The sequence below is a fragment of the Nocardioides zhouii genome, from assembly GCF_004137345.1.
Taxonomy (GTDB): domain Bacteria; phylum Actinomycetota; class Actinomycetes; order Propionibacteriales; family Nocardioidaceae; genus Nocardioides; species Nocardioides zhouii.
Map to the genome: position 1 here is coordinate 30,252 of NZ_SDWV01000021.1, position 12,302 is coordinate 42,553.

Consider the following 12,302-nt stretch of genomic DNA (forward strand, 5'->3'; position numbering starts at 1 on the left):
GTATCGGTGGTCGGCCCGAGCGCGTCGCCAGCATGCGGTCCCCGTCGGAACGCCGCCGTCATCGCAGGTGAACGGCGGGCCAACGCTCGGGCCCCGGCAGTGAAACGACTCCGGGGCTGCAGTCCTTCAGGCGGCGTGCTGGGCCGCGCGGTCGTCCGCTGCGAGTTCGCCCTCGGTCAGCGGGTCGTACCGCGTGGCGGGCAGCACCAGCCAGGCGACCGCCGAACCGGCGAGGCACAGCAGCCCGATCACCAGGCAGCCCCGCGACAGCCCGTCCAGGAAGGCGACCTCCATCGCCTCCGTCACCCCCGGGACGCGTGCAGCGAGGGCGTCGGTGAATCCCACCGAGTCACGCATCTGGTCGAGCGTCGCGGCGTCCACACGGCCCTCGAGCAGCGACGCCAGGCGGGCGCCGTACAGGGAGGAGAAGAGCGACCCGACGATCGCCACGCCGAGGGTGCCGCCGAGCTCGCGGGTGGCGTCGTTCACCGCGGAGCCGACGCCGGCGCGCGCCGGCGGCAGCACCTGCATGATCGACTCCGTCGCGGGAGTCGTCACCAGCCCGAGCCCGAGTCCCATCAGCACCATCTGCGGGATGATCGTGGTGGCGTAGTCGACGTCCACGTCGAGGGTCGAGATCCAGAGGAACGACGTCCCCAGCAGCGCGAGCCCGGTGCCGACGACGCTCTTGGTGCCGAACCGAGGTGCGAGCTGGCCGCCCGCGATCGAGGCGACCGCGATCGAGATCGCCACGGGCAGGATGCGGACGCCTGTGTCGAGTGCGGAGTAGTCGCGCAGGAACTGGAAGAACTGCGTGATCAGGAAGATGAAGCCGAACAGCGCGAAGAAGGCGATGGTCACCGATGCGCACGCAGCGCTGAAGCGGCGGTCGAGGAAGAGCGTGACGTCGAGCATCGGGTGCTCGGTGCGTCGCTCGAGCAGGACGAACACGAGCGCGAGGCCCGCGGCCAGGGCGAAGCCGGTGAGCGTGGCGGAGGAGGTCCAGCCGCGCTCGGGGGCATCGATGATGGTCCAGGTGAGCGTGCCCAGCGCGGCGACCGAGACGACCAGTCCGGGCAGGTCGAGCGCGGGGACGGCGGGGTCGCGCGACTCGGGCACGAAGGCCAGCGTCATGCCGATCGCGACCACTCCGACCGGCACCAGGGCCCAGAAGACGCTGTGCCACGAGAAGTGCTCGAGCAGGAAGCCGCCCGTGATCGGGCCCAGTGCGACGCCCATGCCCACCGCGGCACCCCAGATGCCGAGGGCGGTGGCGCGCTCACGGCGGTCGGTGAACGCGTTGGCGATGATCGACAAGGTGGTGGGGAAGATGAGAGCCGCGCTCATGCCCATCACGACGCGCAGGGCGATCAGCGCCTCGACGCTGTCGACGAGCGCCGCGACCCCGCTGCTGGTCGCGAAGGCCGCGAGCCCCAGGACGAGTGAGGGACGGCGGCCGAACCGGTCGCTGAGGCTGCCCATGGCCAGGACCAGGGCAGCGAAGGCGAGGTTGTAGCCGTCGACGACCCAGAGCAGGTCGCGGGTGTCGGCGTCGAGCTCGCGGGCGAGGCTGGGCAGGGCGACGTTGACGATCGTGGTGTCGAGATTGATCGTCAGCGCGGCCAGGCAGACGGTCACGAGGAGGAGGGGCTTGCGATTCATGTCGGCTCCGGAGGAGTGAGGGGCAATGTTGATGGCGGTAACATCAGGGTGCCCGTTGAAGTTACCGCTGTCAACATCGCCTAGGCTGCAGGCGTGACGTCCTCGCCCTACCACCACGGCAACCTGCGGGAGGCGCTCGTCGACGCGGCGGTCGACGTCGTACGCGACGGAGGTCCCGAGGCGCTCGCGCTCCGCGAGCTCGCGCGCCGCCTGGGTGTCTCCCACAATGCCGCCTACCGGCACTTCGCCGACCGCGAAGCCCTCGTCGACGTGGTGGCGGAGCGTGCGCTTGCGGGGATGGTCGACCTGGTCCACCGCCGGCTCGCGGGCGTGACGGAGGCCGACCCGGTGAGCCGGGCGCGCCGACGCCTGATGGAGATCGGCGAGGGGTACGTCGAGTTCGCGCTGACCCAGAGCGGGCTGTTCCGACTGCTCTTCACCGCCTACCCCGAACCGCCGGCCAGCAAGGGTGCCGACGGCACGCTGGCACCCGGCGACGACCCCTACGGCATGCTCAACGCCGCTCTCGACGACCTGGTGGCGGTCGGCTTCCTCGCGCCCGAGGACCGCGTGGGGGCGGACGTGACCTGCTGGGCGGCGGTCCACGGCTTCGCGGTGCTCAACATCGAGGGCCCGCTCCGGGGGCTGTCACCGGCCGAGCGCCAGGCGACCCTGGCGGGCCTGCTGATGGCCATCGACCGCGGACTCGGGGCCGGCGGCGACTGGCCGGCACTGGCACGGTCATGAGCTCGGCGGTCCAGACCAGCGGGCCAGTCCGGTCGGCGAGTTGTCCTCGTCCGTCGACGCCGTTCGTCTTGTCAGCGAGAGTCGGCACAGGGCCGACCGCAACCCGAGGAGCCGATCATGCCGCTGTACGCCGCCATCACCTACACCGCCGACGTCGACTGGACCGCCCCCGAGCAGGCTGACGAGATGGCCGAGTACGGCGCCTTCAGCGCCGGCGCAGCAGCCGTCCTCCGAGGCGGCGCCGCCCTTTACCCGACCTCCACCGCCACGACCATCCGCCTGTCGGAGAAGGGCGGCGACGTGGTCACCAGCGACGGTCCCTACGTCGAGACCAAGGAGGTCCTCACCGGGTTCTTCCTGCTGGAGTGCGCCGACCTCGACGAGGCGATCAGCCGGGCCGCGGAGATCCCGGCCGCGTGGAACGGTGCGGTCGAGGTCCGTCCCGTCATCCCGATGGGATGACCGCTGGCTCCTCGGCCGACCCGGCCGACATCCATCGCGCGCTGGTGGCTCTGGTGCGTACGTCGGGTCGCGACGTGCTGGCCACCCTGACGCGGTGGACGGGCGACCTCGCCCTGGCCGAGGACGCCGTGCAGGACGCGACCCTGGTCGCTCTGCAGACGTGGCCGCGCGACGGCGTGCCTGACAACCCCGTCGCTTGGCTTCGTCTGACCGCCCGGCGCCGGGCCGTCGACCTGCTCCGTCGTGAGATCGCCCGACGCCCGAAGGAGGTGGCAGCCGTGGATCGTCCCGAGCTGACCGATGACCTCGGAGAGGAGTGGGACGACGTGTCGCCCTCAGTCGTCGACGACGACCTGCTCCGGCTCGTGTTCACCTGCTGCCACCCCAGCCTGGAGCTCGACGCACAGGTCGCGCTCGCCCTCCGTACGCTCTGCGGGCTCACCGTCGCCGAAGTGGCTCGAGCGCTCCTCGTCGCCGAGCCGGCCATGGCGAAGCGCCTGGTGCGCACCCGACAGAAGATCGCGGCCGCGCGCATCCCCTACCGCGTGCCGCCCGACCACGAGCTTCCCGCTCGGTGGGCCGGGGCGCTCGCCACGGTGCACCTCATGCTCAACGAGGGCCACACCGCGACCTCGGGCGACGACCTGGTGCGGCAAGGGCTGGTCGACGAGGCCATCCGACTCGCACGACTTCTCCACCGGCTCCAGCCCGACGACCCCGGCGCCATGGGGCTGCTCGCCCTCGGCCTGCTCTCCGACTCGCGTCGCGACACGCGTACGGGGCCCGACGGCGTCATCCTCCTGGCCGACCAGGACCGCGACCGCTGGAACCGCGCCCACATCACCGAGGCGGTGTCGCTCCTGGCAGAGGCGTTGCGTCGTACGCCGACGACACCGGACCGCTACGTCGTGCAGGCTGCGATCGCCGCGTGCCACGCGCTGGCACCCACCTGGGAGGACACGGACTGGTCTGCGGTGGTGTCGTGGTACGACACCTTGGTCGGCATCGACCCGTCACCGGTCGTCCGGCTGAACCGCGCTGTCGCCATCGGGGAGCGCGACGGCGCCGACGCTGGTCTGCGCGAGCTCGAAGCCGTCGCCGGGCTCGACGGGTACGCCCTGCGGCACGCCGCCCGCGCGGCGCTGCTGCGGCGCGTGGGGCGCGACGACGAGGCGGCCGAAGCGGACGCGATCGCCTCGATGCTTCCCATGAGCGACCCCCAGCGGCGCCTCGTCTCGCCCGACCCTGCCGCTCGACCAGCCAACGGCTAGCTGCACGGGCACGAACCGTCGAGCGCATCGTGCGACGCCGGCTCACGACAGCGCAGTACGTGGACCACGCGCGCCCAGTCCATGGACTGCGAACCCGACGGGAGGACCTGGCCAGTCTCCCAACGCAGCAGTGTCAACACATCCGTGCCCGCCGCGGCCGCCACTTCGGGGACGGACACGTCGGCACGTTCACGCAGCCGGCGACCCTCACCGGACATGGAGAGGAAGATCGCATCGCTCATCAGCACGTGTTCCGGTGTCGCCACATCGGCACAGTACGACCGGGAGGTGAACACGCAAGCCAGTCGTCCGTGGGACTTCTCGGAGGTCCGTTCAAGCGACGTTGTCGGACTCAGCCGCGGCCCTGACGGGCTCGCGGGTTACGCCCGTGTGAACAGTTGACGTTTCGGTCCGGTGCAGCCCTCGCCTCCTCCTAGACTTGGGCCTCACGCACGTCATCGTCAGCAGCCCATCCGAAGCGGAGTCCGAGGATGCACCACATCACCTCCTTCGCGGTCGCGGGGGCCACGTCGATCGAGGTCGACGGCAGTCTCGACGTCGTGGCGGCGTACGACCTGCGGTGCAGTCTGGACGCAGCGGTCCGGCATGGTGCCCACGTCGTCGGACTGGACCTCACCCGGGTGACCGACGCCGACCTCGGCGGTGTCGAAGGCCTGCGGCGGTGCTGTGACGCGGCCGTTGCCGCCGGGGTGGTCCTCACCATGACCGGGTGCAGCCGCCCGCTCCGCGCGGACCTCGCCGCCCTCGAGCGCCGGACGCTGCGGGACCGGCGCCGGTCGTACGCCCGCGCCTGACCGCGAGTCAGCGCTGCGGCAGCAGGCGAGGGTGCACCTGGAGCGGCTGGGCGAGCCGGATCTGGAGGTACTCGTTGACGTCCGCGACGGCGGAGCCGCGCCCACCCGCGGCCGGGAAGTTGTTGTCGTTCATCACCGCGATGGTCTGCCGATCTAGGATCTCGACGTCCTCGATCGTGAAGTAGGGGAATGTGAACGTGTCGCCGAAGCCGCCGAGGCGGTGCGGGTTGCTGACGTCCATCAGGTCCACCAGCAGGGTCTTCGCGACGTAGCCGTCGCGGTCCCGGTCCCGCAGGTCGGCCAGGTAGATCCGCTTGAACACCGCGGCCGCGCCCTGGAGGTTGTCCCGCTCGATCACGAGCGCCTGGTGGTTGTTCACCATGATGAAGTCGCCGAGCGCGTGGGCAGCGGACTCCATCCGGTAGCGGAGGAACCCGTCCTCGAAGGAGCCGTCCCGCACGGTGAAGATCCGCAGGTCGGCCGCGAGGCCGGCGGCCTGGTCCTCGGCCACGGCACCCTCCAGCATCGGGTGCAGCGTGCGGCCGTTGGGCGCGATCGCCATGCCCTCGTACCCCTTGCTGTTGGCGAGGTTGGGGGTGGCGCCCGCGAGCGTGGGGTTCGAGGGGGACTTCACGCCGGGGGTGGCGATCGGCGGCTCGAGCAGGCGTCCGCGGTCGTCGGTGTGCAGCAGGTAAGGCCCGAACTCCTCGCCGAACCAGAAGGTCCCGTCCTGGGCGATCTGCATCGATTCCGGGTCGAAGTCCCAGCCGGTGAGGACGCGGTCGGGGGCCGGGCAGGAGTATCCGGCCGGGAGCTGGGTGGTCGAGGCGCAGCCGCCGTCGCGCCAGATCGGCCACGGGATGTGGCGGGCCGGGTCGCTCAGGTTGAACTCGAGCCCCTCGTACGCGGTCCTGGCCGTCGCGACGTCGGGCCGGATCCGGTGCACGGCGAGCTCGAAGTCGGCGCTGTTGGCCTTGGCGCCGAACCCGTTGTCGCTCATCACGAGGTAGCTGCCGTCGGCGTAGGCGTGGGTGGCCGAGAACCCCTGCACCGGCTGGCCGGGGTACGGCGCCGGCACCGCCGCACTGCCCGAGGTCCAGTAGCCGCTCCGCGCACTGCCCGGGACGTACGTCTCCGTCGGAAGGCTGGCCCAGCCCACGAGCGTCGGTCGCGCCGGATCGACGTCGGCCCGAGGGGTCGCGTGGACGGCGTTGCCGACGGCGAGAGGGGCGAGGGCGACGGCCGCGAGAATTCCGATCCTGGTCATGCGCACCACCAGATCGGAGGCCCGTGACGTGCGAGTGAACGGCGTACGTCGCTCGGAGGAAGTCGCGCGGTCCCGACGGCTCGCGGGTCGTGCGGGTGCCGGATGTCCACGCACCGTTCACGCGCTGAAGGAGGCGGCGGTCATGTTCCCTGCGAGAGGAAGGACCATGACCATTCTCCGCACCTCGGTCGCGTGCTGCCTGACGGTCGCCGCGACGCTCGCCCTGTCAGGTCCCGCACCGTCGCTCGCCGCGCCGGGGAAGCCCGATCCCGCACCCATGACGTTCGCCGTGATCGGCGACGTCCCCTACGGCGCCGCCCAGATCGCCGCGTTCCCCGGATGGATCGACCGGATCAACGCCCAGCCCGGGCTCGACCTCGCCTTCCACGTCGGCGACATCAAGAACGGCTCCTCGCCGTGCACCGATGCCTACAACCAGATGATCCGCGAGCAGTTCGACCGCTTCGAGATGCCGCTGCTCTACACCCCCGGCGACAACGAGTGGACCGACTGCCACCGACCGGCGGCCGGCGCGTACGACCCGCTCGAGCGCCTCGACGCACTGCGGGCCGCGTTCTTCGAGGCACCGGGCCGGACACTGGGCACGCCGGCCATGAAGGTCAGCAGCCAGGCGGCTCTCGGCCTCCCGGAGAACCAGTCGCTCCGTGCCCGCGGGATCGAGATGGCGACCCTGCACGTCGTCGGCAGCAACAACGACCGCGCTCCCTGGACGGGCCTGGGTCTCACGGCGCCGACCGCACCCCAGCTGGCCGAGGAGTCGCACCGGATGGACGCCGTCATCGCGTCCGTCGAGGACACCTTCCGCCGCGCCCGGCAGACCCACGCGCGAGCGGTCGTGCTCTTCCAGCAGGCCGACATGTTCGACCCGTCCTACCAGCCCGGCTGGGACCTGAGCGCCTTCCAGCCCCTGGTGCAGACGCTGGTCGACGAGGCGTCGACGTACGACGGCGAGGTCTACCTCTTCGACGGCGACAGCCACGTCAACAACGTCGACCGGCCCCTCTCGGCCGGCTCCCGCTGGCTCGCGATCCATGGCGTGACCGGCCAGGCCGACGACCTGGTGCGCGTCACCGTCGACGGCGAGGCGAACAACACGAACTTCCTCGAGGTGACCGTCAACCGCCCCGGCGCCGCCCAGGTCCTGTCGTGGACGCGGGTGCCGTACGCCGACCAGCCCTGAGCGTGTTGAGCGCGCCTGGTCCAGCTCGCTCCGCTCGCTGGCAGGCGCTGCCTCGCTGCGCGCCTGTAGGGATTCGAACCCCAAACCTTCTGATCCGTAGCAGCGCGTATCCTTCTTCCGGCGCCCGCTAGCTCCGTCATCTTTGAGAGCTGCCGGTGGACGTTTCCGCAGGTCACGGGCCTATTCGATGCCTCTTGAGGGCTCGTGCTGGATCGTGCAGCACATGCTTATCAAGCAGGCCTCTGAAGGGGTTCCTGCAACTGTTTCTGCACCCATCCTTCGGCCGCCTCTGCGTCCCCTCATTCAGATCGCCCTGACGGCAGGGTTGGCGTGAAGCCCTCGGCGGCGAGCCACCTGCGGGCCCGCCCCCGTTGCCGGTCGTTGGAGAACGCGTACCACCGCGTCATCAGGTCGGGGCGTTCGGACAGCGTGTCCTTGAAGCGGCGGAAGGCGCCGCGCCCGGAAATGGCGCGGGCCAGCAGGCCAGCAAACGGCGGGTCGTCGAGGTCGTCGATGAACCGCTCCATGTCCAGGTAGCCCTCGTGCGAGCCCTCGCAGTGCACCCACAGCCATCGGTCGGGATCGTCGTCGTCCGTCTCACCGACCTCCTCGGCGTACTCGATCGCGGATTGGGGCCACACCTCGCCGCCGCTTAGCTCGATCCGCCCACCACCCTGGACCGGGTCGCCCTCCAGGACCATCGAGAGATCCTCCAGGTCGACCGGCAACGGGCGCAGCATGGGGGCTGGTCCTATGCCCTGGGAGGCGTCGAGGGCTTCGGCCAGCTCTCCGTCTCCCGCCCAGCCCCGCTCCCGCAAGGCGGTAGCGCACGCGTGCGCGAGGTCGGCCGACCCGTCGGCACGGGCGCGGACCGCCGCAAGCAGGCCGTCGCCGATCAGCTGCAATGAGTCAGCGGGCCACGGGTCACGCCCAAGGGCAGTCACAAGTTCTGCCTTGTCGCCACGGATCACGATCGACCTCAGGTGAGTCAGGGCCTCACGTTCGTCCACGGTGGGTCACCCCTACGCCAAAGCCTTGTCGCGGGACTGCATCAAGCTACGGCGCCGGGCCGACACGAGAAGCCCCGGATCTCCGAGCTCGATTGAGCTGGTCGCATGCCCGGTGGGTACTCCTGCAGCCCGCATCAGCGTGCCGGCGCGATCGGACACGGACCCGGTCACTCCGAAGTGCGCGAGCAGGTCTCTCGCAGTCATCTCGGCGGACCACACACCGACGGTCTGGTTGCCCGTGGTGATCACCCAAGCCACGGCTGCGGCGCCCCGCGCCGGTGAGCCCTTGCGGGCGAATACTTTGGGGTCGGTGCGAGCGGCCCGACCCAGGAACCGCCTCATGGCGGTCCGGTGCTCGACGTCGAACAACGCATCCGCACAGCCATCACACTGCTCGAGGATCGCCTCCACAGCGGGCCGAATGTCCTCAGGGATGCCTGACCAGTCGAACTCCTCGTCCGGCAACGCCGACTCGTCGAGCGACATCAGGGCGTCCACCCCGCCGACGTCGCGCGCGAGGTGCTCCAACGTCCACTCGCTGTCGCTCAGACCCTTGAGACGCTCAGACTCCAGGAGCGCCTCCGCCAGACCCGCGATCGACTTCTGCCGGTCGCTGTGGATCAGGTCCAGGTACGCCGGCTCGTACCGGTCGACTGCTGCCAGAGTCTCCTCGGTCAGGTCGGCGCGGATGGCGTTGCGGTCGTGGCAGTAGCGGATGTAGGCCCGGAGCAGGTCCGGCAGTTTCGCCAGATGCGACGGCTCGGCGATCACCTTGCGGGGAAACCAGTCGGCCAGCAGCATCTCGACCGTCACCGGGCTCCACCGCCACGGATCCCCGGTCGCGTAGCCGGTACTGAACCACAGCACGCTCTCCAGCAGGTCGCGCTCGTCCACGCGGTCCAGCGCGGCGCCGTATGACGAAACGAAGAACGCGTCAGCAATCGCGGCCCTCTCCTGCTCCGACAAGTCCCGCCGGTCGGGGGCCACCCCACCGGTGGGCAGCATCCTCAGCATCCATTCGACAACAGGGCGACACATCGGCCAGCTGTCCGACGTCAGCGGGGGATAGAGCGCCGACCCGAAGTCGATCGCCGCCTCGATCACGGCGCGCGCTGTCGCGGGGTCGGTGCGCGTCAGCGACTGATCCGGCTCGTCGATCAGGGTGCCCATCTTGATCGCCAAGTCCTCAACGGGCTCGGGGACCACGAATGCGTCCTTCACCACCGTCCCCATGTTGTGGTCGACGTAGACCAACGCCGAGAGCGACTCTCCCGATGGGAGCGTGACCCCGAGCAGGTAGTCGTCGCCGTCCCCCAGCACATGGGTCATGAACCACACGTCCGGATCAAGGCGTGCCTGACCGAGGACGTCCAGCCACGCTGGAAGCGGGTGACGGCGTGTCTCCATCTCTCGACCGATCCGGGCTGCCACCAGTTCATCGGTCATCAGCGCCCTGATCGCGGTCAGCGCGGCGGTCGTCTCGGCGTACGGCGTTCCGATGAACGACTCGACCAGGTCGTCGAGTCCCGGCCGCCCCTCGCTCCGCGCGAACGGGTCGCGGCTGCGCGGATCGATGACCTCCAGGAACCCACTGACCACCGCAAGGAACTCCAGCGGCTCCCCGGACCGCAACGCCAAGCGCAGGGTCTGGATCAGCTGCTGGTCCTCTAAGCCATCCGCAGCCCGCGTCGGCCGCGCAATCGGCCGACGTCGCTGCGGCTGGTGCCCGCGGCCGTGCTTCTTCTTGGGCATGGCCAGACCCTACGAGACCAAGCCGTTGCACAGAGCGACGCGTCTGAGCGCGATGATGGAGACATGGAGAACCGACCGCTCGGCGTCACTCGTAGGACACCGAGCGGTTGAGAATGGACCGCTTCCAGACCGCATTGCGGGCGGCCTCGCTCATGCCGGCGGCGTCGGACGCGTCAAGCCACTGGGTCTCGATCACTGAGACAATTCGGTCGACAACCTCTCGGGCCTCCGGCCGGGAGAGTCCGTAGTCGGCGGCAGCGGACACGCAGACCGAAAACTGGCTGGCTCGACTTCCGTCACGACCAATCGCCATCGCCTGGGCTGACGTGTCGGTCGAACGAGGCTGTGGGGTGAGGTCGAACGCAGGCGTCAGCTCGAGGGATGTCCCGTCCCAGAACGCAGCGTGATTGCGTGCGTGGTCATCGTTGTTCCCGATCGCGATGTTGAAGACCACCCGCTCGAAGAGCCGGCGACCGACGTCCTGCGGGGCCCGCCCAAGCTCGCGCAGGACGTCGAGCATCTCGGGGTACGACCCGTAGCGCGCACCAAGGAGCGCGTCCAACCCCAGCAGCGTGAGGCCTGAGACGACGTGGCGGCGCTGGCCGCCGGGCAGGCGGTCGAACCGCTCAAGGAGCAGCACGTCACGGCCCATCGATTGGATCACGCGGGCCTGGGGCACCTCAATGCCGCAGCGGCGCGCGAGCTCGCCAGCAACGGCTTCCGCCCGGATCCACGGGTGTACGTCAGTGGAGACCGACAGCTTGGCGATGTATTCAGTACCCGAGTCGCTGATCAGCACCTTCGGGTGCGCACCACCGATGGCCGTTCCATTCATCAGGGCATCACCGATGGCCGGGTTCAGCGGCTCACCGGCAAGAACCTTCTCGGCCGCGTCGTAGAGCTCATCCAGACTGGCCGTGTCCAGCCGCGGGCGGTACTCCTTGGAACTCTCCTGGAAATCGAGGGCGCCCAGCCGGTTCGAACCGGACTCCAGCATGTAGGTCTCGATGCTGAGCTCGGTGTCTCCCGAGCCCAAGCGGTTGCCGATCACCCGCTCGCCCCAGGAGTCGGGAGTTGCGTCCTTGAGGCAGGCAGCGACCGTCAGCCCGTCCAACGGCTCCTGAACTCCGCGTCGCAACGGCAGCTCGGGGCCATAGAGGCTGATCGCGTGCTCGTTGTTCAGGTACGACCGTGCGTATGTGAAGTCCAGACGATCCGCACCCACACGGTCGACTGCCCCCGCCACGGCCGGCACCGATTCGCCGGGAAGCCAGGTCCAGACGAAGACACGACGTGACCGATACGGGTCAGAAGTCATCGTCGGGCTCGGCCCTCTTCCTGGGCTTGTCCACGCGAGTTGGCAGCAACGCCAGACGGTCTCGTCCCTCGCGTCGCAGACGCGCAAGCTCCGCACGGTCTTCAGCACCGAACAGAGGGACTCCCAAGATGTCGGCCGCGTTGAACGCGTTGCCAAGGGAGACTCTCGGATCCCCCGCCTCGATCGCGGCAACCGTACGGCGGTCCACGCCGATGCGGTCGGCCAACTCGATCGCAGTCCACTTGCGCGTTGCACGTGCGGCCTTGATCTGCTGCCCAAGCATCGCGGCAGCGTCGGCAGCACCACGACGAGGTGAGACGCGAACTCTGGCCATGGGTGATCCTTACTTTGTACATAAGGTAGCATTAGAGCCATAATAATGCACACCTGAGTCCCTACTCAGGCGCTCGGGCTCGCCACATCGTGCCAACGGATCGCGCCACGATCATCCGGGACCCGCTTGCTCGCACAGGGCACGGCTCAGGAAGGGATGTCGCACCCGGAGCCAAGGACCCGGATCAATTCGATCGTGAGATCACCCGCGCGCGCTCGGGGCCGCCCGAGGCGGAGCGACTCTGCTGGACCCAACTGGTGTGAGCGACCCGCTTCAACGGGCGGCGACCAGCGACTGGCACTGCAAAACCGCAGGTCAGCGCGCTGACCTGCGGTTTCTCGGTTTGCGCGCCTGTAGGGATTCGAACCCCAAACCTTCTGATCCGTAGCAGCGCGTAACATTCCTTGGGCCCATCCGAGTTCCGTCATTTTCGAGAGTGCGCTTTGACGTTTACGCAGGTCAG

12 protein-coding genes are annotated in these 12,302 nt (G+C 69.4%); 5 read left to right on the top strand and 7 right to left on the bottom strand.

Annotation, left to right across the window (positions count from 1 at the left end; translation table 11 throughout):
• Nucleotides 1–126: 126 nt before the first annotated feature.
• Nucleotides 127–1,662 (bottom strand): MFS transporter, encoded by a 1,536-nt coding sequence (locus tag EUA94_RS17590; protein WP_129428204.1) that lies wholly within the window; start codon nt 1,660–1,662, stop codon nt 127–129.
• Nucleotides 1,663–1,755: 93 nt separating this feature from the next.
• Between EUA94_RS17590 and EUA94_RS17595 the strand changes: the two genes are divergently transcribed.
• From EUA94_RS17595 to EUA94_RS17605, 3 genes are all read left to right on the top strand, one after another.
• A complete protein-coding gene (locus tag EUA94_RS17595; protein ID WP_129428205.1) occupies nt 1,756–2,409 on the top strand; it encodes a TetR/AcrR family transcriptional regulator in 654 nt (217 codons plus the stop codon).
• Between the two features lie 117 nt (nt 2,410–2,526).
• Nucleotides 2,527–2,871: a YciI family protein gene (locus EUA94_RS17600; RefSeq protein WP_129428206.1), complete on the top strand. Its 345-nt coding sequence runs from the start codon at nt 2,527–2,529 to the stop codon at nt 2,869–2,871.
• Nucleotides 2,868–4,142, top strand: a complete 1,275-nt coding sequence (locus EUA94_RS17605) for an RNA polymerase sigma factor (protein WP_129428207.1) — start codon at nt 2,868–2,870, stop codon at nt 4,140–4,142. The genes EUA94_RS17600 and EUA94_RS17605 overlap by 4 nt, the downstream gene beginning before the upstream one ends.
• Here the strand turns inward: EUA94_RS17605 and EUA94_RS17610 are convergent.
• Nucleotides 4,139–4,408: a helix-turn-helix domain-containing protein gene (locus EUA94_RS17610; RefSeq protein WP_129428208.1), complete on the bottom strand. Its 270-nt coding sequence runs from the start codon at nt 4,406–4,408 to the stop codon at nt 4,139–4,141. The genes EUA94_RS17605 and EUA94_RS17610 overlap by 4 nt on opposite strands.
• 225 nt (nt 4,409–4,633) lie before the next feature.
• Here EUA94_RS17610 and EUA94_RS17615 point away from each other — a divergent pair, with 225 nt between their 5' ends.
• On the top strand, nt 4,634–4,957 hold the full coding sequence (locus EUA94_RS17615) for an STAS domain-containing protein (RefSeq protein WP_129428209.1): 324 nt from the start codon (nt 4,634–4,636) through the stop codon (nt 4,955–4,957).
• 7 nt (nt 4,958–4,964) lie between these two features.
• Here the strand turns inward: EUA94_RS17615 and EUA94_RS17620 are convergent, their stop codons facing one another.
• Nucleotides 4,965–6,224: an esterase-like activity of phytase family protein gene (locus EUA94_RS17620; protein ID WP_129428210.1), complete on the bottom strand. Its 1,260-nt coding sequence runs from the start codon at nt 6,222–6,224 to the stop codon at nt 4,965–4,967.
• Between the two features lie 166 nt (nt 6,225–6,390).
• On the opposite strand from EUA94_RS17620, the gene EUA94_RS17625 reads away from it, so the two are divergent.
• Nucleotides 6,391–7,425 carry a metallophosphoesterase family protein gene (locus EUA94_RS17625; protein WP_129428211.1) on the top strand — a complete coding sequence of 345 codons (1,035 nt, stop codon included), beginning with the start codon at nt 6,391–6,393 and terminating at the stop codon, nt 7,423–7,425.
• 299 nt (nt 7,426–7,724) lie between these two features.
• Here the strand turns inward: EUA94_RS17625 and EUA94_RS17630 are convergent, their stop codons facing one another.
• From EUA94_RS17630 to EUA94_RS17645, 4 genes are all read right to left on the bottom strand, one after another.
• The gene (locus EUA94_RS17630; protein ID WP_129428212.1) at nt 7,725–8,435 is read right to left on the bottom strand and encodes a UPF0158 family protein; all 711 of its coding nucleotides are present in this window, start codon (nt 8,433–8,435) and stop codon (nt 7,725–7,727) included.
• Nucleotides 8,436–8,447: 12 nt separating this feature from the next.
• Entirely contained in the window at nt 8,448–10,187 is a 1,740-nt protein-coding gene (locus EUA94_RS17635; protein ID WP_129428213.1) for a hypothetical protein, read from the bottom strand.
• A gap of 85 nt (nt 10,188–10,272) precedes the next feature.
• The gene (locus tag EUA94_RS17640) at nt 10,273–11,505 is read right to left on the bottom strand and encodes a type II toxin-antitoxin system HipA family toxin (RefSeq protein ID WP_129428214.1); all 1,233 of its coding nucleotides are present in this window, start codon (nt 11,503–11,505) and stop codon (nt 10,273–10,275) included.
• A complete protein-coding gene (locus EUA94_RS17645; protein ID WP_129428215.1) occupies nt 11,495–11,839 on the bottom strand; it encodes a helix-turn-helix transcriptional regulator in 345 nt (114 codons plus the stop codon). The genes EUA94_RS17640 and EUA94_RS17645 overlap by 11 nt, the downstream gene beginning before the upstream one ends.
• Nucleotides 11,840–12,302: the final 463 nt, after the last annotated feature.